We start from the raw sequence: 23,920 nt of genomic DNA, 5'->3' as shown, positions 1-23,920 counted from the left end.
GGATTTTTATTAATGAAGAAAAAAGACATATAGAGGCTGAACGAAATCAGGACAAATTCACAAGATCCCGCAGCTCATTCGTTGACAATTCAGTAATCCAGCTTTCACTTTGGATGATCTGATCATTAAGCGATTGCTTCTTCTCAAGCATGGCATCAATTTTTTCCTCCAGTGTGCCAGTGCTGATGAATTTATGAACATGGACAAAGCGATTTTGTCCGATACGGTATGCCCGGTCGGTGGCCTGGTTTTCAACAGCCGGATTCCACCAGCGATCATAATGGATAACATGATTAGCTGCTGTTAAATTCAATCCCGTACCCCCGGCTTTTAAGGATAAAAGGAAAATAGGAAATTCTTGATTTTGGAACCGGGTGATCATTTGATCCCGTTCATTTTTTGGTACACTTCCGTTTAAAAATGGAACATCCAGTCCAAATTTCTTTTTAATCGTCTGTCGGATGATATTCCCCATCTCAATATATTGGGTGAAAATCAAACAGCTTTCCCCTTGATCAAGGACAGAATCCACAAGCTCGTTTAGCTTCTCAAGCTTGGCGGACCTCTCGATCGTGTGCGTTGGCTTCTCTTCCTTTAAATAGAGAGCAGGGTGGTTGCAAAGCTGCTTCAAACGGCTCAGCATTTGCAGAATTAAGCCTTTGCGCTCAAAGGCGGACAGCTTTTCAATTTGCTCAAATGTATCCTTCACAAGCTGCTCATAAAGGGAAGCTTGTTCTGCTGTTAATGGGCAGTATTCCTTCTGCTCGAGCTTATCTGGGAGATTGAGCGCGACTTCTTCGTCCTTTTTCGTGCGGCGCAGAAGGAAAGGGCGAATAAAGGCTTGGAGCTGCTGAACCTTTTCCTTATCATCATCCTTTTCAATCGGCAGGACAAACCGCTTTTGAAATTGGCCCATACTGCCGAGATAGCCATGGTTTGTAAAATCAAAAATCGACCAAAGCTCCGATAAGCGGTTTTCCATTGGTGTTCCGGTTAGGGCGATATGGTGCTTTCCCTTCAATTTCCGGACAGCCTTTGACTGCTTCGTTTGTGCATTTTTAATATTTTGTGCTTCATCGATGCTGATGGAGCTCCATTCGATGCCCTCGAAATGCTCCGCATCCAAGTGGGTAAGTCCGAATGAAGTGAGGACAATATCACTGGCTGTTGCCTTTTGTGAAAATTCATCACCCTTAGACCGATTTCCTCCGTAATGGAGATACACATTAAGATCGGGAGCAAACCGCTCAATTTCCTTTTGCCAATTGCCTAGAACAGAGGTTGGACAAATAATAAGAGCGGGGCCACCGTCTTTCTCTAGCTCTCTCACTTTTAATAGATAGCTTAGGAGCTGAATCGTTTTCCCAAGTCCCATATCATCTGCCAGGCAAGCCCCGAATCCGTACTGACGTAAGAATAACATCCAGCTCATACCAAGTTGTTGATACGGACGAAGCTCACCTTGAAACGTGTCAGGAACCTCTACAAGAGGGATATCCTTAATATCTCGAAGTTGCTTCACCATTTGCTTCCATTGGCGGTTCAATTCAATTTGAATGCGGGCAAACGCCTTCGGATTCTCTAGTTCATCTTCCGAGGAGGATTCCTCTGAAAGAAGCTCTTGTTCAATTAAATCACGGACATGAAGTCCTTCTTTTTCGGCCTTTTTCATTAAATCTTGAATTTGGCGGACGAAGGCAGGATCCAGCTTAATCCATCTGCCGCGGATATAAACAAGCCGTCTTTTTTCTTCGACCATGCTGCGGAACTCATCCTCTGATAAATCCACGCCGTTCATGGATATCCGCCAGTCATAATCAAGCATCGCCTGCAGCCCGACGAATGACGGTCGATGGCTTGCAGATTGCCCTTTTACACGTGCCTTTACCTTCAAGCTGGCGTTTTTCATCGCCTGCCACCAGGAAGGCAGCAATATTTCCACTCCGAGAGAGAGAAGGGTTTCACTCGCTTCTGTCAAAAAGGTCCATGCCTCATCCTCTGTCAGACGAGTGGCCATTCCTTTATCTCCAGCAAGCCAAGGAAAAACCTTAAGCCATCTCTGCTGTTCCTTTAAAATCGCTTCATCATATTTCTTCCAACCGCGAGGGTAATTAGCAAAATCATTCACATCAATGAGCAAATCAGGCTGATTTTTCCCACGAAGGAAGATTCCCAGATCCCATAATCCGTCTAAATCAGCAGGCTCTTCCAATTTAAGGCCGATCGTAAAAGGAACTTCACTTTCCTTAAGTCCGATCCATTCCTGAAAGCTTTCCTCATCGAAGTATGCTGCAAGATCACGTGGTGAGAGCTGTTCATTCCGTAAAGTGTTCAATTTACTGCTTAAATCCTTTTTCAACTTGCTGTTTCGGAGGAAAAAGCCGTCGAGTGCATGATGAAACCACTCGTGGATAAAGTCTTTTACAGACGTGTCCCCAATCATTTGCTCCCAAAAGGAAGAATTGAATTCATAAAGGACGCTGTCAGGCAATGCCCAGCGAAATTGCCCTTTTTCCCATGCTGAAAAGTCAGGAATCCATTCCTTTTCCGTGATCGCCTCGTAAATGGGAAGGGAGGACGCTAAACACACCTGCGCTAATTCATCCCAATCCCAATCGATAAGCTGGTTGAATCGTTCTTTCGCAAGCAAGGTGACAAGCTGCCAGCCGTTAAGAGGGATCTCCGTTTTATCCACAGACTTATCTGCATGAAAAAGAGTTCCGTAGAAGCTTTCCTCATGGTGATGGAAAAGAAGCTTGCTCCAGAAATCCGTATCTAAATAATCCCCATCCTCATCAAGGGCAGAGATACAATAAAGATCAGAATGTAGATGTCGTATGTTAATTTTTATATATCTAGTATCAAGCATCGATCAGCTTTCCCCTTTTACATTCTTCCTGAAAGGCGCGAAGCCGCTTTGTTTTTTCCATCAAGGCTTCTAAGAAAAACTCCCAGTCCTCTTGTCGTTTCAGCTTTTTATATAAAGTGCGGAGCTTTTTCAGTTTCCGAACTGCCTCTCGGTAATGGTCCCTGCCTTTATGAGCAATATGGCTGTGAATGGAATGATGGTAGAGCGGCAGCAGCAGCGTAGGCTCTCTTTTTTCGATTGCTTTAATGCGTTCATTCGACAGCATATCAATATCTTGATTCATAAAGGCCTGCAAGTCTGCCCACTTATCATAGGCTTCGTTTTCGAAAAGAATATATTCATATTCACCATAGCTATATGGAAGCGTCTCACTGAGTGCTTTCTCAAATAATTCCTGCCTGCCCGTTTCTGAAAAATAGGGCTTGATGGATCGAATGACTAAATTTGTGTAGTTTCTCTTTGCGTAATAATCATCCGAAACGCTGAGATATTCACGTAGTTTTTTTATAAATTCCTCCACGTATGGGCCCATTCTCTTCCATTCCCTTTGAATAGTAAATAGTTCAATCCAATAAAGGAAATAAGGTGTCATCCACTTATCAGGGAGAGACAAATATTCAAGAGCAGTTTCATCTTCACCTAGAAGGATATGCAGATGTAGAATGCCCACCAAGATGGGACAATTTTTATTATCTATCGCACGAAGCTTTTTAATCTCTTCCGTACACCAAGCCTTTTTTTTGAAAAATTTTGTCCATAATAACCGATATAATTGAGTTCGTTCGTATTCAAGTGCAAAGTCAACTGTCAGTAAGTCGGACGAATCCTCTTTCAATTTCTCAATAAATTCATCAAAGGCAAAGGGGAGAGAGTGGACCGATAGCTTATTCATCACTTCAACGGTATCTTGCATCAAATCCTGAAAGAGGTGAATGTAGTATCGATTAATGATATCTCCTGAATGCCCAAGCTCTATACTTAATTCCATCAATTTTTTAAACGAAAAAAAGGAGGCTACTAGCTGATAAAGGAGCTTCCATTCCTGCTCGAAGGGAGTATTCGCTTTCCAGCGCCTTGTGTATACATGATAGAGCTCAGGGATGACGTAAGGCTTTGGCGCTCCGTTCCCAGTCATTATGGTGTCAAAGCTTTCATTAAAAGCTGCAATCCATCGATCATAATCTGGCTTTTGCCGGCCTGCTGTCTTTAATAAATCTTTGGCTCTTTGTATTCCTAATTGTTTGGCAACCTTCTTCTCCTTCAATGGCTGTCTCCATTCTTCTACCCACGCCGTCACACTTTTAGCATGTGAAAGGAGCTGGAAAAACACGGCAAGCTGATGGCGACAAAATCCATCTGCTGGACACGAGCATTCGCTTAAATGGATGAAATCAAGATTTAGCTGAACCTTTACAGGTGTTACATCCTGAACAGCGGCCGTAATCTTGTCCCCATCAAACCGCACTTGATAAACAAGCCTCTGCCGAAAAAGCAGCAGGCCCTTCTGTACAAGCCGCTCATCCTCCTCCACATCCGCACGTAATAACCCCATCAACTCCTTCGCCGCGAACTCCAATGGCTCAAGAAACCGCTCCGGGATCGTAGACATACAAAGACCTCCTTAATTTATTGGTGTCATTTTTCGGTGATTAGCGGTGTTAGGCACCGCTTGTGGACATTTGTATTTCAGCGGTGTCAGACACCGCGCGTGGACACTTCAGGTGTATTTGTTCGTTTGGTAACGGACAAATAGGCTTTGTTGCCTTTTACACCGCGTAATCATCTATTGAACATCTATAAAATTTCTTCGTGTTTATATCTGAAAAATACATTCCTTTATTATACCATTTGTGTAGGGATCATTGTAGGGCAACAGCGAATAGGGTATTAGCTTACATCTGAATTCGAGGAAAGTCGAAATGAAAAAGAAAGGACCTTGAAGAAAAAAGATCTTCAAGGTCCTTCAAGTAAAACATTATTTATATACTTTTATCTTAATGGTCTTGTTGCCCCATTGTAATGCTTGCTGTTTAGATGGGATAAATACATCAATTTTGTTCCCTTTCACAGCACCACCTGTGTCAGCGGCAATGGCTTCCCCATATCCAGGTACAAACACTTTTGAACCAAGTGGAATCACTTTTGGATCGACCGAGATGACCTTCGCTTTTGGATTCTTTTTTAAGTTGACGCCTGTATATGTAATACCGCTGCAACTTTTACAGTTTGCCGTATAAGCAGTGGCTTTGACAGTAATTTCTTTAAAGCTGGCAGTTTTTACAGGAGGTGCAGGTTTGTTTTCTGTCTTAGTAGCTGATGCTACCTTTAACACTTGATTAGTTTTAATGGTATCTGATTTTAAGTTGTTCCAAGACTTTAATTGTTGAACAGAAATATGGTTCTCTTTAGCAATTGACCAAAGAGTATCTCCTTTTTTTACTTGATATGTATTCGCAGCTGCAAAAGTATTGTTAGAGTATCCGAATAGTAGAAAAACACAAGTGCTTACAAATAGTAGTATTTTTTTCAAAATAGTATTCTCCTTTAAGTTGCTTGTACAAAGTATGATAGCAGAGGAAGATAACAAGAATGTTTCAGAGATTTACTATTTGTATTACAAAATAAATTGATATTGTAATATAAGTGGCTTCATTATCACAGCTAGCACGGTAGAATGATTGAGCTATAGTGATGACAAAACAATCTGAATCGAAAAAAGAGACCGGCTGCATTTGTGCAAGCCGATCTCTTTAAGATTATCGTAGATTAACGGGCTGTGAGTCTCACGCTAATTGTAGTTTTACTTTATCGCAGATTAACGGGCAGTAAGACCCCCACTTCAAGGATTCGCGTATACAAAGAAGAGTAAGTGGGGATCAACTGCCCGTAAATGCCCGATTGGTTCAACTAACCATCAGTGGGGGATGAAGGCCGACTAAGAACGCCACGTCCTGTGGCAACGTCGGCACTAGCACGTCCTGTGCGTCGAAAAACCCCCACTGATGGAAGTTTCACTTTATGCTAATGCATATTCAGTCACATTTCGTTCAATGACCCTTGCTTCCTTTGCTGAAGCAAAACTGCCGTTATTCGTTTGAAAAATATCAGCAGCGACGATTTGATCCATTGCCAGTTTAACAGCAGCTGGATCAATCGGTTCCTTCGGGTTATCGATAGAAATTCTCGATAACTTTCCCATATCTGTTAAAAACGTCAGCTCCAAAGATTTTGTCATCGATTTCATCCTCCTTTTATTTGATTTAATCTTTACTCATTGTTTGAGGCTAATCAGCTTTTAGCTTCAAATTAACCAACAATATCAAAGCTATCGTTCCTTACAACTGCTGCTAATGGGTCATTGCTAAGTGCTGCTATTGCCTGTGCCACTTGGTGAAGCTGATCAGCAGTAGCCGTATTCTTCACATTTCCGAAAGTTTTTGATTTGAAAATCGGTTCACCCTTTTCGTTTAAACCCGTTTCAAAGCTAAGACGAAGCTTCGTATCAAACATCCGCGCTTGTGCCATTCTGTTCACCTCCCTTCACTCCCTATATATAAAGAAAGGGAGGGAAAGGACAGGGGTGGGGGAAAAAACTTTGAGGAGTGCTTTCATAGAATAATCTTGTTTCACATGAGGGTTTACTTGAAGAGGAGCGGGGGATTTGCCGTTATATATGGCAAAAAATCGATAAGAAAATGCACAAAAAAAGCGGGTGACTATGTAATCACCCGCTTTTTATTAATTAATGTTGAGTAGGGTATCCTAATAATTCAACGCCATGCTGAGTAGGATATCCTTGTAATTCAACACCGTGCTGAGTAGGATATCCTTGTAATTCAACACCATGTTGAGTAGGGTATCCTTGTAATTCAACACCATGTTGAGTAGGGTATCCAGCTAAGTCAGTAGAATTTGAGCTAAATGCGCTCATACCAAGAATAGTTAGTGCTAGAGCCGTACCAGCTAGTAACTTTTTCATTTTTTCACCAACTTTCTCAAAATTTTATAATTTCTGTAATTTATTGTATCAAGAATTTAGTAGTTTTTCAATCTCTCCCTCTATAATCTTTTGAATTTTTGTTTTTCTTTCTAACTTTAAGAGGTGGAGGCACTCCTCTAAGTATTCTTTTCCTTTTTCAATTTCACCCATTTTGATGTTGTTTTCACCAATTTGATAATGAAATTCATTTAAAAGATAAAGTAATTCCTCATTAATACAAAGATTAAGCCCCTTATGGCAATAAGTAAGTGATTCTTTATATTCCCCTATTTCTGTTAATGCTTGTGATAACCCAAATAATATTCTTAATTTCCCTTTCATATTTTTGATGTATGGCAGCTTCTCTATGTTATTTAATGCTTCCAAAAAAATGGTAATTGCACTTCGGTAATTTTGTGTTTCATAAAAGATAATTCCGATACTAATCAATATCTCTATCTCCCTTTCTGAAAGGGAACTTCTTCTAGGATTCGTTATGGCTATTGCCTTGCTTAGGGTATCAAATGCTTTATCTGGATTTCCATCTAAATAAAATGCACAAATCCCTTGATTCCACATCAAATACTGCTTTAATGGTTTTTGATTGAATAGAGGATTGCTCTTCTCTTGCTGAACGATCGTGTTGATAGCTTCATAATTGCGTTCTCTTTTATATTTTTCAATGATTTGGATAACGGCATTTGGATAGCTAACCGTTGATTTTGATGCAATATCAAGGAAGTGTGTTAACTCCACCTCGAGCTTGATAGCAATTTTGTAAAGAACATCGAGAGTTGGATATGCTCTCTCTTTCTCAAAAGATATTAATTCTTCCTCTGTACAAATACCTTCTGCTAATTCTTCTACAGTCAAATTTTTAAACTGGCGAAAGGATTGAAGCATCTCACCGAATAAATATCCATCTAGTTTCATAATATCCCTCTTTTCAACTCTCTCTACAATGATATTATCACAAATAATTTATTTAGGTGAAATTGCATGAGTTTTCAAAAAACTACGATTTTAACGATATTTATTATTAATAAATTCGCATTATTTTTCGAATATCCTCTATAAAATCAAAAATTTTCTTAATTGAATCAGCCACACTTATTCATCATGCACATTGAGCAGTAGGTGTCCAATGTACGCAGGGCTTTACTCTACAGTTACTTCATCTACTATTATTATTTGATTGGAAGAATAATATATGAGGAGGTTTAATTGTACAAGCAATCCTACATTATTATGTAAAAGTAGAACAAGCTCCTCAGGCCTTTGGTGAATAATTCTTTGTATGAGTCTTATAATATAATCTGTTACAGATAACCTTCTTTGTTCAAAGAATTAGGTTCAACTCCTAATTCTATATGGCTAAGGAGGTTTTATTTTTGTGTAAAAAAATTTGTCGTCGGAAATGATCTTTTCATCAGTCCATTGAAATTGAAGTGAAAAAGAGATAATGTAAGTAAAGTAATTATCAAAATTATAAAAAAACAAAATGAGACTTATAAATAGATGGACGGCGGTGGAGAACCAAATGCAAAAGGACAAAATATTAACTATCTTAGAAAAAGAGTTAGTAGTGGCACTTGGCTGTACGGAGCCAGTAGCGATTGCGCTAGCAGCTGCGACAGCGAAGAGCTATGTGAGCGGAGTCATACAAGAAATTCAAGTAAAGGCAAGCGGGAATATTATTAAAAACGCAAAATCAGTCGGCATTCCTGGGATGACTGGTAAAGGCTTAGATTTCTCTGCTGCACTTGGAGCAGTTGCAGGCAACTCGGAGAAAAAACTAGAAGTGCTGCATGGTCTTACAAAGGAAGATGAGCTTTTAGCCTTTAAGTTGATTGAAGAGGGAAAGGTTAAAGCAAGTCAAGCGGATTCACCGAAAAGGCTTTATATTGAGGTGATCGTTCAGACGGACCAACAGAATGCGAAGGTTGTGATCTCTGATAATCATAGTAATATCACATTAATTGAAGTGGATGGCAAAGCTATTTTCCTCGGTGGATGCGAGAATATTGGCATTCAAACGGCTGAGGAAGATTTGGAGCAACTCACCATTGATGAAATTTATGAATGGGTTCTGCAGACAGATGTAAAGAATTTCGGCCTTGTTAAAAGAAGCATTGAGTTAAATCGTGTAATCGGAATGGAAGGACTTTCAGGCGATTACGGCTTAAATGTTGGAAAAACCATACAGGACAATGTGAAAAAGGGGATCTTATCAGATGATTTAGCAACGGCTGCTATGTCATTAGCTGCTGCTGGTTCAGATGCAAGAATGGCAGGCTCAACGCTGCCGGTTATGGCCAATACAGGAAGCGGCAATCAAGGAATAGCGGTCACCCTTCCTGTCGTCGCTGCGGCAGAGAAGCTCCAGGTGTCTGAAGAAAAAATGCTTCGTGCCGTCGCACTAAGCCACCTTGTCACGATTCATATTAAATCTAAATTTGGCCGTCTGTCAGCTTTATGTGGCGTCACGGCAGCGGGAATGGGGGCAAGTGCGGCTATTGTCTATTTGCTGGATGGTTCCCTTCAACAAGTAAAGGCAGCAGTTCAAAATACAATTGGCAATGTGTCCGGAATGATCTGTGATGGTGCGAAGGCTGGCTGTGCCATGAAGGTTTCAACCTGTTCAAACGTAGCAGTCCAATCGGCTTTACTGGCATTGAACCATAAAGAAATACAATCCACAGACGGATTTATTCACGATGACGTAGAAAAAAGCATCGAAGCCTTCTGCCAGCTAGGAAATGAAGGAACAAGGCAAACCGATGAATTGATCTTGAAATTAATGATGGAAAAATAGTTTCTTAAGAGAATATAGAGCAATGGAAAAGGCCATCACGATGAGTGTTGGCCTTTTATGCTATGTCGCACCTTGTTATTTTTGTTCGACATGGGCCGTCGCATAAATCGGTTTATAATTCAAATTAGGGGATAGCTCTCTTTGTAATGAAGCCAAGGAGAGGGGAAAATCCCACCTCCGTGTCCACATTGAGCCCGAAAGAAGCCAAGGAAAGAAGGAAATTCTGCCCCCGTGTCCACATTGAGCCCGAAAGAAGCCAAGGAAAGAAGAAAATCCCACCTCCGTGTCCACATTGAGCCCGAAAGAAGCCAAGGAAGAAGGAAATTCTGCCCCTGTGTCCACATTGACCTCGAAAGAAGCCAAGGAAAGGAGGAAATCCTGCCCCCGTGTCCACATTCGCTCATAATGAAGCCAAGAATAAGGAGAACCCACATAAATCCGTCTCTATAGCCCTGTAAAAAGAGAAAAAATCAAAATCAAGTTTTCAAAAAAAACCTAACTAACAACCAAGCCCTTATACACCACATCCCCAAGAATTTGATAGACATGAACATTCGGCAAATGAATCGCGTACACTGTTTCTTCAGGTGCTTTAACTAATAAAACATTTGGATGAATTCTTTCGATTACTTGAATAGGTGTGGGTAAGATGGAGGCATTCACATCCCCGCCGATTGCCCAAAAGGACACAGTGGATGCCTCATCTCCATCTGGCTTCTGTTCGGTAAATATAGGAGATACGCTTTTTCGATTAATATGAACTAAGTCCTCTAGAATGGCACTTGCGGTCGGAAACATTCCTGCACCCGGTCCTTGTAAGCTGATATTTCCAACAATATCGCCATCAATGGACACGGCATTTTGAACTCCTTCTACATGGTAAAATGGATGCTGTTCATTCACAAGCACTGGCTTAACGGCGCATTGAACACCATCAGCAGTTCGTTCTATCGAAGCTACATGCTTAAATCGGAATCCTAATGATGAAAAGATTTCAATCTGTTCAGGCGTAATTCCCCGAATACCTTCTCTAATCGACTCACCCCAGTTCGGCGATTCCCCAAATGCAAGCTCACTTAAGATCACGGCTTTGTAAAAGGCGTCATATCCCTCGACGTCATTGGTCGGATCAGCTTCTGCATAGCCTTTTTCCTGAGCGAGCTTTAAGGCTGACGAAAATGGTACGTTTTCTTCCCTCATCTTTGTCAAAATAAAATTAGAAGTTCCGTTAAGAATGCCTTGTACTTTTTTGATATTGTTGACATTAAGTAATTGTTTTAGCGTTTGGATGACAGGAATCCCACCGGCGACAGTTGCCTCAAAGCTGAGTGTAACGCCATGCTCGTTAGCTAACCGTTTTAATTGACTTCCATAATGGGCAAACATTTCTTTATTCGCCGTGATCACATGACAGCCCCGCTTAATGGCCCTCTGTAAATAGGAAAAGCACGGCTCTTTTCCAACAATCGCATCAATGACGATATCAAGCTTTTCCAATGAAAAAATCTTATCAAAATCATCTGTTAAAATAACATCATCATCTGGCGAGTGGTGCTTTTCTAAATTTTTTACGAGAATCGCAGAAATCTTCACTTCTTTTCCAAAAATAGCTTGAAGCTTTTTCTGATGGGATTGAACGGTCTGATACACACCCTTCCCAACAGTACCGTATCCTAATAAGGCAATATGAATAGCTGACATAACTCATTCCTCCTGTTTTTGTTTGAAAAATAAAAATGGAAAAACAAAAAACCCCCTCTGCATAGAAAGACAGAAGGGGAGGATGAATAACATTACAGTATCCGTTCCACCTTCTCATCTTCGGAATTGTGATCATTCCTCTGAAATTGGCACCGTGGCATATGGATGCTGGTTGCCGAGGCTTCACAGGGTCAGTCCCTCCACCTCTCTTGATAAGAAGATTTGCAATTATGAAATTATTTATTATCATATCTTTTTCATAGGGTCTCGTCAATACAAAAGTTGAAATGGATAACTAATCATCATCCCTCTTCATTTTGTCAAAATTATAATGGCCCTTTTCTTTTTTAATGACGACTGGCTCTTTTTTTGCTTCCAGAATCATGGTCATGGTGAGTCTGCCTCTATTGTGGGTGATTTTTCTGTATTGATGGGCAACCTGAAGTTTATTGTTAAAAGTGGTTAATGTTAAGTTGACTCGAATGATAACGCCATTACTTAATTCTACATCTGTCTTACTGCCATAGGGGAAGGTTTGTACAATATGATCGGGGTTAAACCAAATGTTGTCGTGCTTATCAGGAGAATTAATTGGGAACATACAAATGCCTAATGCTTGGTTCAGAACAATCGGGCACATACTGTTTTTTCGAAGAATTGATTTCGCGCCAATCGTAGCACCCTTGTAATCGAAGCCATTGAATTTTAATGTTTCATCAAGCAATTTGATTGGCGAACACTCGACTAGAAATGTCTTTCTCCCTTCCAATATCCTCGAACAAAGCTTCCCGTACTGATTGTACTCACCCTTAATCAATGATGTCTCCTGATTGACAAGATAATGCTTTAATAAATACATTTCCCTACACCTCATTTTTAAAATTTAATATGAAGTAGGACAAAAGATGTAGTTAATTTGATCTAAATCCATCATACCAGAAATATTTAAAGAAATATATTACAATTATGTGAACAATTGGAAAATTTAAATTTTGATTTAAATTGCACGTTTTTTTGCGAATTTCCCTTTTTTTTGATCTGTACAGAGAGATTTGAGGCAAATTTTGCGAAAATCGACCATGAAAAGGCGAATATTCACGTATTCGACTGTTAGCCTGGATTCCTCCGTCTCGGTTATGTTTAAGGCACCCGGGAATACAATAGCAAGCGCGCTCTACGAAAGGATTTTTTTAAAATGGAGGGCTTTGAGCAATTAGTAAAACAATACGGACCAATGATTCATAAAATCATGAACAGGCTGCATATTTACAAGAACAAGGATGAATTTTTCCAAATTGGGAGGATTGCTCTATGGGAGGCTAATGAACGATTCGATCCAGAAAAAGGAGAGTTTACTAGCTTTGCCTACGCCTATATTAAGGGCAGATTTTTGTCCGAGATGACGAGGCAAAATAAACACGATGAAAGAAGTGTATACGCTAAGGAGGAGTATTGGGAGGGAATCGAGGACAACTCTCTTGAACAGCCCTTCGAAGTGAAATTTCTTCTATCCTATTGCGAGGGGTTAACGGATAATCAGAAGAAATGGGTTTTGTACACTTGTATTTATCAATTAACAGTAAAGGAAATCGCCCTTAAGGAAGGTGTATCCGTATCGGCCGTCAAAGCATGGAGGAAGGGTGCAAAGGAGAAGCTGAAGGGAAGCTTAGAGATAAGGGATTAAGAAGCAGCCAGACAGATTCTTTCTAAACAAAAAAAGGCCACCTCATAATTGAGATGACAAATAGAGATTTGAAAGGCTATTGTACTTAAAAAAGTAAAATAGCTTGGGTTGAAACTAGAACTGCTTAATTCTATTAAAGCATAATGTTAATTTCCCTGTTTTCGCCGAAAATCGGGAAATTTTGAGGGAAACCCTATCTTTTCTCCTGTTTTCGCCAAAACTGATAGAGCAATATTACTTTAGTAATATTTTGGGGAAAAATTTCACTTTAATTTACGACTATTTACTTTTTTAGGTATATTTTTAATGGTAGAATAGGTATCCATTTTGGAATTGGCTGATAAACGATTGATTTTGGCCTACCAATCTATCAATCTTTCTATAACTGAAAAAGAAAAAGGAGGAAACCGATGAAACGAATTATAATAGAAACAGCCCCGGCAAATGTAAAGGTTAAGCTGGACAACCGCCCTATTAATCTACCATCTGAAATTCGACAACAACATCATTATTATTGGGAACAACAAATAGGAAAGAACCCCTCTCTACGAAACGGAGAAGTTTTTACAATAACGAAAGTAAACAAAGCACCTGACGAGCTTGAAGTAACTGTCGCAAAGACTGACTACAAACACTATCTATACACCCTCCACCATGAAGATTGCGCTTCTCCTTGTAAAGTCATCTATACATGTGCATCTGTCATCACAAGCGATCACCATATAGCCATTGGACGAATGAATAAATCAACCTCCACACCTGGACGCCTGCAATTCACAGGAGGTGGGCTAGATGAATCAGATCTAGTAGGATCCATTTTTGATTTAGAAAAAAATATCTGTAAAGAGATAAAGGAAGAGATGGGGTTGAATATTCATTCCTCATCCACACGCTCTTTCCTTCCTAAGTTCATTAAGCATAAAGGAACACATGGTTTTTGGGCAGTTATGTATGAGCTATCCGTCCATTGCACCGTTGAAGCACTGCACGCTCAATTCTTAAAGCATAACCAGCAATTAATAGACAACGGACAGGAGCCAGAATTCGATGAGCTTCTATTCATCCCACTAGAAAAAGCAGCCATAGAAGCCTATATTAAAAATGAGACATCACCAATGGTAGATTACTTGGCCCCAGTTCTCGAAAAATATGTTTAAAAAGAACTATCACCTCATCAATATATATACTAAAATAGAAATAAATAACATGTCATTTTCTACCACAACGCAATCCGTAGTGGTGCTTGACACTGTAGGAGGCCATCTATGCATAACTTGAAAAAGTATTTTAGTTTTTTACTAGTTTTATTACTTTTGTCGAATGTGACGGCTGTTTCGGCAGCTGAGCCGATTAATGAAATACGAGATTTAATTAAGGAATATTACATAGAGGATGTGCCTGCTTCCGTATTAGCGAAGCCAACTGCAAAGGAAATCACGAAGCATTTGGACCCTTATTCTGTCTATATGACCGCTGAGGAATTCGCCCAGTTCTCAAATGGAATCGAGCAGCAACTAGTTGGAGTTGGAATCGTTCTTGATGAGGATGAAAAGGGAATCAAAATCATGTCAGTGATCAAAGGGGGTCCAGCAGATCGAGGTGGCATGAAGGCAGGAGATATTATTGTCAGCGTCAATGGTGTAAGCCTAATTGGACAACCTGTGCAAAAAGCCGTCTCACTCATAAGCGGCAAGGCTAATACATCGGTCACACTACACTATATATCAGTCGATACGAATGAAACCGTAACAAAAAAACTGACGAGAGAATTAATCAAGCTTCCAAATGTCGAATATCAAATGCTCGGTGGAGAAATCGGATATATTCGCCTGAATAGCTTTTCCAAAGATGCTACGAAGGAAATCACAAACGCAATTGGAAAATTAAACGGAGCCAAAGGCTGGATTTTCGATCTTAGAAACAATGGAGGAGGCTATGTATCCACTGCTCAAGAAGTAGCCGGACTTTTTCCAAACGTGAATAAAGCTTTTCAGATTCGAGATAAAACAAAGCAGCCAGAAATTTATGCAGCTATTCCACAAAAAGTGAAATTTACAAGCCCGACACATATACTGATCAATGAATACAGTGCAAGTGCTTCAGAAATGATCGCAGTATCGGTAAAAGAACAAAAAGGCGCGACACTATATGGGCAAACCTCCTTCGGGAAAGGCTCCATGCAGTCATTATTCCCATTAAGCGACAACAGCATGTTAAAATTAACAACAGCCCGTTTCTATTCACCAAAGGGAGTGCCAGTCCATGAAACAGGTGTCACTCCGAATATTGATACAGCTGTAGGTGAAGAAATCATTACGTCCCACAGAGACCAATTAATAGCAAAACACGCTACTTATCAGAAGCTTCCTGCTCTTAATGGTGTTCCTGTTACAAAAACATTCAACGTTGAAATGAACATGGAAATGGATTGGTCAAAGCTAAGCCCACAGGATGTTCAGCTCATCCAATTAGGCGGGAATGAAGTGCCTGTTGAGGTGAAGGCAGAAGACCATTCCAAAATGACGATCAAACCAAAAGCAAATCTTCAATCAAAAGGAAAATACATGCTCATTATCCATCCAAAATGGACGAGCAAAAACGCTAACCGTATGCAAAAGGGCATTTACCTTGAAGTAACAGTTCAATAAGCATAATACCTAGCCACATCATAAAATTTACGTGAAAATCTCCTTTAGTCATCAAGACTAGAGGAGATTTTTCTGTCAACTGCATTGCCTGGCGATTAGCTATTTGTGTCCATATTACAGGGGATGGGTATTACATTGAATAACAATGGTTCCCCAAATGATCGTTTTCAAAGGAAAACGTAACCGAAGTATGATGCCCGAAAAGTAAGTTTTTCGAGTTAACCGATAACCTAAAACGAAGAGAAACAGACCACACTTCAGGATTTTTTTGAAACTGGGAAACTAGTCGTCTTTTGTTTCCACTTTTTACGCGAGTATCTTTAAATTTGGAAACTACCGAAGCTTTGTTTCCACATTTCCACGATTATTTTAAAAAATGGGAAACTAGTCGTCTTTTGTTTCCACCTTTTTCGCGAATATCTTTAAATTTGGAAACTAACGAAGCTTTGTTTCCGCTTTTCCACGATTTTTTTTAAAAATGGGAAACTAGTCGTCTTTTGTTTCCACCTTTTTCGCGAATATCTTTAAATTTGGAAACTAACGAAGCTTTGTTTCCCCTTTTCCACGATTTTTTCAAAAAATGGGAAACTAGTCGTCTTTTGTTTCCACCTTTTTCGCGAGTATCTTTAAATTTGGAGACTACCGAAGCTTTGTTTCCACATTTCCACGATTTTTTAAAAAATGGGAAACTAGTCGTCTTTTGTTTCCACTTTTTTCGCGAGTATCTTTAAATTTGGAAACTAAGGAGCTTTGTTTCCACATTTCCACGATTTTTTCAAAAAATGGGAAACTAGTCGTCATTTGTTTCCACCTTTTTTGCGAATATCTTTAAATTTTGAAACTACGGAAGCTTTGTTTCCACTTTTCCGCGATTTTTTCAAAAAATGGGAAACTAGTCGTCTTATGTTTCTACCTTTTTCGCGAGTATCTTTAAATTTGGAAACTAACAAAGCTTTGTTTCCAATTTTCCACGAAAAATCAAAGCTATGTGGTCATAACCGAAGAGAAATAGACCATATTTCAGGAAAAATCGAAGCCCCAAAATAGCCCTTTTATGCATAAAAAGCTAGATTTTCGTGATCAACGATAACCAAGAGAGGTATCTATGATTCCCAATATTTTTTTATTGTAGAATAACAATTACTACTTGAAGCAGCCTTTAAGTTTCTTTCACTTCGCTCCATGCTTTGCATCACCAATTCTCTTATGTGGTACCTAGCATTTTATCTCTCATTTGTTATTCAGAATGCATTTTCCCACTAGTTGTAAAAAGAAAAACACACTCCGATTCTTGTAATCGATTTCATTTTAAATCACAAAAATCCCTTATTTGGAAGGTTAATACTAGTATGGTTTTAATTTGTAAAAAAGGTGATTTTTTAATACGATCGTAGTGAAAAAAAGTTATTTCAAGCTATTAATGAACATTATTTTCTTCCGATGATAATAGAGTGATAGGACTTTTTTACTGGAGGAAATGGACAGATGAGACGAACAAAAAGTATTGCGTGGAAGTTGTCGGGACTAATTATTGGGTTATTTTTAATTTTGTTTTTATTATACTCCGTTTTGACGAATGTCATTTTGTATAATAAAAGTATGAAAGATTCAGAGAATTATGCGAATGAGCTGACAAAAGTATACGCTGCAGAAATGGGTGATCGTTTCAAGCAGACGAATGAGACTTTAACAACAAGTAAGAATATAATTGAAGCACTTAGCGACAATGAAATGCTGACAGCCCAAGCCGTTTTAAAGATTATTGAAAACAACCTTGCTAAAAATGATCATATTAGCGGAATGGGGGCTGTTTTGGAGAGTGGCATTCTGCCAGAGGATACCTCTATTGATCCAAGCTTATTAGATAAGCAAAAACGCTTTATTCCTTACGCGTATAAAGAAGGAGAGAAGATTCATACAGAAGCAGTTAGCGGGTATGAAACAGAAGGTGAAGGAGATTGGTACCTTATACCTAAAAAAGAGAAGAAGGCTATTTTATCAGAGCCATATGAGTATCAAATTGGTAATCAAACAATTGCGATGGCTACCATAGCTGTTCCATTGCTTTCGAAAGACGATCAATTTATCGGCGTTATAACAGCTGATTTCTCAGTAGATTATTTAAATGAGTTAGTGAAGAAAATAAAAATAGAAGGCGGCTATGCAAGCATTATTACGGATCAAGGCCTTATAGTAGCAAACAGCAAGAATGAAAAATTAATTGGAACGAATATGAAGGAACAAATTGATTGGGAAACAGTTAAGTCTGATTTAAACGATAGAAAAGTATCCAATTTATATAGGGATTCAAAAACGCTAAATGAAGAGGCATTTAATGCATTTGCTCCTGTCTCGATTGAAGGAATCGATGAAGTCTGGTCTGTACAGGCGGCCGTTCCAAAATCAAGTATTCTTGAAACATATAGAACGATTTTATATATAACGATTGCAGTTGTGGTGTTAATCATTTTAATAATGGCAATTGCTTCGTCCTGGTTTATTCATCGACAATTAAAGCCTCTTGCTTATTTAAGAAAGTCTATTGAAACAGCTGCAACAGGTGACTTAACAGAAAAGGTGGCAGAATCGCAATTTCGCCAAGATGAAATTGGGGTCGTGGCAACGGCTTTTAACGATATGTTAGAGAAGACCAATGAGGCTATTAATATTGTAAAAGAATCATCTGTTCAATTAAATCGATCTTCTAATGAAGTGCATCATACATTTGAGGAAGTCTCTGCTTCTAGCGAAGAAGTAGCAGCAGCAGTGGATGAAATTGCTCAAGGAGCCTCACAGCAGTCGGAAGATGCAGAGCATACAAGTAAACAGATGGTCGATCTTGCACAACAAATTGATGTGTTAGCGATTCTATCGGATGAAATGAATCAATTATCCCAAAAAGCTGGTCAGTCAACCGAACAAGGGATAGAACAGGTGAATCTACTTCGTGAACATAATGAAGCCACAAATGAAATGAATGAAAAAGTTCAGCAGCAAATTCAAACACTTGCCCAAAAAATCGCTGATATTGATTCCGTTATTGCTTCTATCAATGGCATCACCGCACAGACGAACTTGCTTGCACTAAACGCAAGTATTGAAGCGGCCCGCGCAGGAGAACATGGAAAAGGCTTTGCCGTCGTTGCAGAAGAAGTACGGAAGCTAGCGGAGGAGTCACGTAGGGAAACAGATATTATTCAAAAAACAGTTCAGGAAATATTGGATGAGTCGAAACAAACGGTGGATATGATCACACAAAACATTGAACTAATGGAAAAGAATAATCAGTCCGTTTCCGACACTGAATCTACATTTAAACAAAATGCCAATATAGCCAAACAGCTAGGCGAATCAGTTAGTCATTTATCTGCAAAATTAAATGAAATGATTAATTATAAAAATCAGGCAGTAGATGCGATTCAAAGTGTATCCGCCATTTCGGAGGAAACCGCAGCATCCGCTGAAGAGGTAAGTGCTTCCGCTGCACAGCAACAGCTAGAAATGGAACGAGCTGCTGCCTTAACCGAGCAAATGAACAATATTGCCGGAGAATTGCAGGAAGTTGTGAATCGATTCAAATTAAGTTAATTAAAAAAGAAAGCCAGATTTTTGGCTTTCTTTTTTCATGCTTTTGGTAGTTGTACCTTGTTTACTTTCAACCGCATCGTTCTTTATTAAGAAATTTTCTTTATTTTCCTGTTTTAATCTATCAAGTTGTGTTGTATAATGTGTAATATAATCCATTTGTCACATTGTTCAGCATATTTTTTTGCTCCAAATGTTCTATATAACGAATAAAAAAGGGAGGACGTGACCGTGGTACCAAGGTCTTCAAGATATAAAAAACGGAAGAAAATGCAGCGAAAAAAAATGCTGAAGAACTTCGCAACAAGTGTAGCGATATCATCTATACTATTAGGAAGCGCACAGATCACAAGACCAACGTATGGGGAATTCAATTCCCAAAATGATCAAGATTCAGATATTCAAGCCTGCTTTATCTTTCCTAGAACGGTCGAAGAGTATCGAGATCGTACATATGAACTCCAGCAAGAAACAGAAATATTAATAAACGATGCATTAGCGAAATTGACCGAACTGAATATTTCGGCTATGACTGAAAAATTAGACGCCTTAAATGAGGAAAAAGCGGATGAAGAAGGCGTCACACCCCCAGATTTCCAAGCGGATACAAGTACGATTGAAGGACTACAAGCACTCCAGAGCCAATTACAATCAGAAATTACCACAATCCAAAGCACCATTGCTGCTAATGAACAACAAATAGCCGAACTCCAAGAGATCATCACAGAGGTTCAAGAATTGATTACACAATTGGAAGAAATTGTTTCAACTGTTTTCCCAGAGGCAAAGGAACAAGCCCAATTAAAATTTGACGAAATGATTGAAATCATTCAATTTATCGAAGAGATCAAGGATCGCGCTATTCAAGAGTGCAAATTTGATCCAGAGTTTTTCATTAATATATTGGAGCAAATGAATATGTATAAAGCTGAAACGGAAGAATTAATTCTAAAGCTGGATGAAGAATTGGTTAAAACGGAAGAACTCATTCAGGAGATGAATGAGAAAGCAACAGAGCTCAATGATAATATTGAAACGCTGCAAACTGAAAACGAAGGCTTGTTAGCAAAAATTGTGGAGATCGAAACCCAAATTGCAGCCATTGATCAACAAATTGCGACCTTTAAAGCACTCCAAGCACAAAAGAATGGTTTAAAGGAAGGAACGGCCTCGTTAATTCAAAAGCTTAAAGAGTCCACATCTTTAACAGAGGAACAAATCCAACAATTAATAGAAAAACTAACTGGTGTAATAGGGGAAATAGATAAAATTAATCTAGATAACCAAGATGTGTCTGCGATCGAAAAGGCCATAGCAAAAATTGAGCAGGAAATGAAGCAAAAAGAAGAGGAAGCTAGATTAGAAAAAGAGAGACTTGAAAAAGAAAGACTTGAAAAAGAAAGATTAGAAAAAGAACGCTTAGAACAAGAAGAGAAGGAAAAGCTAGAGCAGGAACAGAAAGAAAATGAGGAATTAGAGCAAGAGGAGCAACAAGAAGGTGAAGAGGGTCTAGAGGAAGGGAAAGAAGAAGGAGAAGATGAAGAAGCTCCTGCGGAAGAAGAGAAAGAAGACGGTGAAGATTTAGAGGAAGAAAATAAAGAGGATCAAGAGAAAGAAGAGGGCGGGTCAGAAAAGGACGAACAAGATGAAGAAGGTCAAAACGAGGATGAGCAAGGAAAGGATCAAGAAGATCAAGATCAACCAGGGAAAGAAGATCCTGTAAAAGAAGATCCTAAGAATCCAAATCCAGATGATCCCAAAAAGGATAATCAAGAAAAACCAAAGCAAAATGATCCTGTAAAGCAAGAACCAAAAGCATCAGAGCCGAAAGATCATAAACAGAATAAAGATGTGGATACAGGAAACAAAGGGAAAGAGAAGGATGCCATTAATAGTTCAGCAGCAGCTGCTAAATTTATGGGCATGCTAAGCACTCCATATTCAGTCCCATCTATTCATAAGAACGAGGAACAAAGAGAAAGCAATAACCTTACGATCGCAAACAGCAAGCTAGATATAAGGATTGAAGGGGAGTCAACTGAACAAGCAAGAGAAGTGGTACCAGGTCCTACAATAAGCCCAGTTTAATATGAACCAGACACATGTAATACTCCGGTAAGTCTTCATAGCAATAAAGAAGCTGCCGGAGTTTTTTTGCTATAAGCTTATTGATGTACTAAAGTAAAGTGTATGTTCAATTAAATATCTGCTAATAGGATCGCCCAGAAAAACAAAAAAAGTCAGTATCCTCATTTGGAATACTGACAAATCATTTGGCAGTCGCACTGCCTTAGTTAGGTAAGCACTACCAATGGAGTTACCCGTTGCTAGTGTCCACCTATAAGACGAGGTGAAGGCCAAAAAGGTTTCATTCAATCTTAAGAATTTTAAAAGTATTTTTCTCCGATGGTTTCACTTGAGGAGAATCGGCATTTTCTTCAGCCGTGACAGATGAATCTTCTGCTTCTGTCTCTGCTATTTCCGTTTCAGACTTCACCGACTGTTCCGGTGTTTCCTGATCAACACTTGCTTCCCCAGAGTCCTCCTTTAAATCCATGAAGAGGGAAGGCCAGATGATGAGGTTAATGATAATGAGTGTGAATATAATTGTGTTTACGAAAGCTTTCTTAGCCATTTACGGAATCACGATCTCCTTTGTTTCCAGCACCTTATTTGAGATGCTGTATCCTTTTACCGTAAGCTTTTCGCCTTTTTTAAGGTCTGGTTTATAGAGCACGAATAGATTATTGCCCTTATACTCAAACTCATCACTGCCGGCCTTTACCTTTACTACCTGCTCACTTACATTGACTGTAATCTCAACGAAATGGGAATGGCGCTCTGTTTGCACACTTGTTAAGTTTTTTGTTTTATTCTTTTGATTTGGCTTAGGGCCTGAGTTCGTTTCGCTCTTACCGGTATTAGTTTCACTCTTTCCGGTATTTGATGAAACCTGTTTTTTGTCGGTTCCTGACGTCTTATTCGTTCCTTTATTCGAGCTTTTTTGAGTTTCCAGCTTAAACGGTAAAATCGTATGCTCGTTCAAAAACGTCTTGCCAGATTTCACATTCCCTTTAATATGTAAATAATATTGAACGTCATCCTTGTAAGGGGATTCCGGCGTAATCGTCACTTTACTTTCATCTTCCGAAACACGGAGCTTTGTTTTCAGCTCTCGATTTCTTTCATCTATAATATAGAAGTTTTGCTTTTTAATCGTTCCTTTATTAACCGGCTGGGTAAAAGTAACAGACCAACTCTTTAATGGATCCTGAATCGTTCGATCCTCCAGAACCACCTTTTCAATCGACGCCTGTCCGACAAGAATGCCTGGAACTAGAACAATGGAGACAAGCATCATAAGGAGAATAAAAGGCTTTCTCATCTACTTATCCTCAACCTGTACTTTGATGTCCGTCAGCGAACTTTCTGCTAGGAAATCCGAGAAAAGCGATTCCTTGGATAGAAGCTCGTGCAGGGTGTAACCTTTCCCCTCTGTCTTATATTTAAAAGATTCTTTATAAGTGTTCATGATTTTGCCCTCTTCTGTTGCAAATTTAAGAATCTTAGAATCAATAATTTTTTGAGAGCTATCGAGTGCGGTTACATGCACATCAAAAAAGTCAGGCATCTTGGAAAAACCAATGTCAAATTTTAATGTATTTTTTTGTCCCTTTTCATCATTTAATGGATGGGCATACCCTTTCTGAAGGAGCTTGCCATTTTTCAAAATTTCGACATGCACATTTTTAACATCTTCGCTCTTCGTTGTAATATCGATGTTTGTAATGCCGCTTATCGATGTTTGGTCTTCTTTAAAGGCACCAGGTTTTTTATGAGTAACATTTATTTCATTTATATATCTCTTTGGAGCGAAGGCTTTAATTTCCCTCGGCGTATATTGTGTAAGTAAATTTTCTAGGCGCAGCTCGTTAATAACCATTAGCTCATAAAAATCAATATAGTTTGTTGAGAATTCGTATGAAAGAGACTGGCTATAAGTGCCGTTCTCTAAATCAATCGCAGGTCCATTAATCTGAACGAGATAATCCTTGTTAAATTCAAGGGATTGCTCAGGAATAATGTTTAATACATTTCGATCCTTACGAATGGTTTTAATCGGCAGATCGGTATAGGTTCCATTTGTTTTGACAAATAGTTTAATATAATTCGCAGATATTTTTAGGATATTGCTATTAAATTGAATGCGGATATCAGTGTCAATCGGCACATGTTGATCACCGGCTGCAGGGATCGTCTTTTCGATTTTCGGATAATTTGATGCCTGTACTGGATGATTGATTGCAGGAACGAGTATCGAAAGGAGCAAAAGGAAAACAACTCCCAATATCTTTACTTTTCTCATTTGGTAACTAACCACCTTCGTATATAATGACGCTCTAGTCTTAATATACTACGAAATTCGACATTTCTCCATAAAAAAAGGAAAAAGCCGCCAAAATTGGCGACCCTTCCTGAACGCTGAAGCGAAGGTTAGTACATGTGTACTATACAAGTTAAAGAAAGCATCCATTTGGGAGAAAACCTTCTTAACCATAGTGTACCAAAAAAATCAAAAAAATACATGTAAAATTTTCTAATATAGCCAATTTTTTATTTCGGCATGCATCTTTACGAA

The 23,920-nt window shown here is 39.0% G+C and carries 18 protein-coding genes and 1 riboswitch; of the genes, 6 read left to right on the top strand and 12 right to left on the bottom strand.

Features of this window, described 5'->3' with window-relative positions:
- Window positions 1-46: 46 nt before the first annotated feature.
- From FSZ17_RS21785 to FSZ17_RS21755, 7 genes are all read right to left on the bottom strand, one after another.
- Complete coding sequence (locus tag FSZ17_RS21785) at window positions 47-2,869, bottom strand: DEAD/DEAH box helicase (RefSeq protein WP_057772912.1); 2,823 nt, start codon at window positions 2,867-2,869, stop codon at window positions 47-49.
- Window positions 2,862-4,478, bottom strand: coding sequence for an SWIM zinc finger family protein (locus FSZ17_RS21780; RefSeq protein ID WP_057772914.1), 1,617 nt, complete (start codon window positions 4,476-4,478; stop codon window positions 2,862-2,864). Before FSZ17_RS21780 ends, FSZ17_RS21785 begins: the two co-directional genes overlap by 8 nt.
- A 366-nt stretch (window positions 4,479-4,844) precedes the next feature.
- On the bottom strand, window positions 4,845-5,399 hold the full coding sequence (locus FSZ17_RS21775) for a 3D domain-containing protein (RefSeq protein ID WP_057772916.1): 555 nt from the start codon (window positions 5,397-5,399) through the stop codon (window positions 4,845-4,847).
- A gap of 486 nt (window positions 5,400-5,885) precedes the next feature.
- Window positions 5,886-6,104 carry a DUF2922 domain-containing protein gene (locus FSZ17_RS21770; RefSeq protein WP_146846562.1) on the bottom strand — a complete coding sequence of 73 codons (219 nt, stop codon included), beginning with the start codon at window positions 6,102-6,104 and terminating at the stop codon, window positions 5,886-5,888.
- A gap of 71 nt (window positions 6,105-6,175) precedes the next feature.
- Entirely contained in the window at window positions 6,176-6,394 is a 219-nt protein-coding gene (locus FSZ17_RS21765; RefSeq protein ID WP_057772918.1) for a DUF1659 domain-containing protein, read from the bottom strand.
- 217 nt (window positions 6,395-6,611) lie between these two features.
- Entirely contained in the window at window positions 6,612-6,848 is a 237-nt protein-coding gene (locus FSZ17_RS21760) for a hypothetical protein (RefSeq protein ID WP_057772920.1), read from the bottom strand.
- A 48-nt stretch (window positions 6,849-6,896) separates the two neighbouring features.
- On the bottom strand, window positions 6,897-7,781 hold the full coding sequence (locus tag FSZ17_RS21755; protein WP_057772922.1) for a helix-turn-helix domain-containing protein: 885 nt from the start codon (window positions 7,779-7,781) through the stop codon (window positions 6,897-6,899).
- A gap of 607 nt (window positions 7,782-8,388) precedes the next feature.
- Between FSZ17_RS21755 and FSZ17_RS21750 the strand changes: the two genes are divergently transcribed.
- Window positions 8,389-9,663 (top strand): L-cysteine desulfidase family protein, encoded by a 1,275-nt coding sequence (locus tag FSZ17_RS21750; RefSeq protein WP_057772924.1) that lies wholly within the window; start codon window positions 8,389-8,391, stop codon window positions 9,661-9,663.
- A gap of 495 nt (window positions 9,664-10,158) precedes the next feature.
- Here FSZ17_RS21750 and FSZ17_RS21745 read toward each other — a convergent pair whose 3' ends face one another.
- Window positions 10,159-11,364, bottom strand: a complete 1,206-nt coding sequence (locus FSZ17_RS21745; protein ID WP_057772928.1) for a homoserine dehydrogenase — start codon at window positions 11,362-11,364, stop codon at window positions 10,159-10,161.
- Window positions 11,365-11,475: 111 nt separating this feature from the next.
- Window positions 11,476-11,583: riboswitch (SAM riboswitch) on the bottom strand.
- A 76-nt stretch (window positions 11,584-11,659) separates the two neighbouring features.
- Window positions 11,660-12,223: a competence protein ComK gene (locus FSZ17_RS21740; RefSeq protein WP_057772929.1), complete on the bottom strand. Its 564-nt coding sequence runs from the start codon at window positions 12,221-12,223 to the stop codon at window positions 11,660-11,662.
- A gap of 336 nt (window positions 12,224-12,559) precedes the next feature.
- Between FSZ17_RS21740 and FSZ17_RS21735 the strand changes: the two genes are divergently transcribed.
- From FSZ17_RS21735 to FSZ17_RS21715, 5 genes are all read left to right on the top strand, one after another.
- A complete protein-coding gene (locus FSZ17_RS21735) occupies window positions 12,560-13,048 on the top strand; it encodes a sigma-70 family RNA polymerase sigma factor (RefSeq protein WP_057772931.1) in 489 nt (162 codons plus the stop codon).
- Window positions 13,049-13,458: 410 nt separating this feature from the next.
- Complete coding sequence (locus FSZ17_RS21730; protein WP_057772933.1) at window positions 13,459-14,205, top strand: hypothetical protein; 747 nt, start codon at window positions 13,459-13,461, stop codon at window positions 14,203-14,205.
- A gap of 108 nt (window positions 14,206-14,313) precedes the next feature.
- Window positions 14,314-15,696: a S41 family peptidase gene (locus tag FSZ17_RS21725; RefSeq protein ID WP_057772935.1), complete on the top strand. Its 1,383-nt coding sequence runs from the start codon at window positions 14,314-14,316 to the stop codon at window positions 15,694-15,696.
- Between the two features lie 1,485 nt (window positions 15,697-17,181).
- Window positions 17,182-19,284, top strand: coding sequence for a methyl-accepting chemotaxis protein (locus FSZ17_RS21720; protein WP_057772941.1), 2,103 nt, complete (start codon window positions 17,182-17,184; stop codon window positions 19,282-19,284).
- 228 nt (window positions 19,285-19,512) lie between these two features.
- Window positions 19,513-21,369, top strand: coding sequence for a hypothetical protein (locus tag FSZ17_RS21715; protein ID WP_057772942.1), 1,857 nt, complete (start codon window positions 19,513-19,515; stop codon window positions 21,367-21,369).
- Window positions 21,370-21,649: 280 nt separating this feature from the next.
- On the opposite strand, the gene FSZ17_RS21710 is transcribed toward FSZ17_RS21715, so the two are convergent.
- The 3 genes from FSZ17_RS21710 to FSZ17_RS21700 are packed head-to-tail and all read right to left on the bottom strand — an operon-like array spanning window position 21,650 to window position 23,647.
- Window positions 21,650-21,916: a hypothetical protein gene (locus tag FSZ17_RS21710; RefSeq protein ID WP_057772945.1), complete on the bottom strand. Its 267-nt coding sequence runs from the start codon at window positions 21,914-21,916 to the stop codon at window positions 21,650-21,652.
- The gene (locus FSZ17_RS21705; RefSeq protein WP_057772947.1) at window positions 21,917-22,666 is read right to left on the bottom strand and encodes an Ig-like domain-containing protein; all 750 of its coding nucleotides are present in this window, start codon (window positions 22,664-22,666) and stop codon (window positions 21,917-21,919) included.
- Window positions 22,667-23,647 carry an Ig-like domain-containing domain gene (locus FSZ17_RS21700; RefSeq protein ID WP_057772949.1) on the bottom strand — a complete coding sequence of 327 codons (981 nt, stop codon included), beginning with the start codon at window positions 23,645-23,647 and terminating at the stop codon, window positions 22,667-22,669.
- Between the last annotated feature and the right edge of the window lie 273 nt (window positions 23,648-23,920).

It is taken from the genome of Cytobacillus dafuensis (assembly GCF_007995155.1).
GTDB classification, from domain to species: Bacteria; Bacillota; Bacilli; order Bacillales; family Cytobacillaceae; genus Cytobacillus; species Cytobacillus dafuensis.
This window is presented reverse-complemented; position numbering and strand designations above follow the sequence as displayed.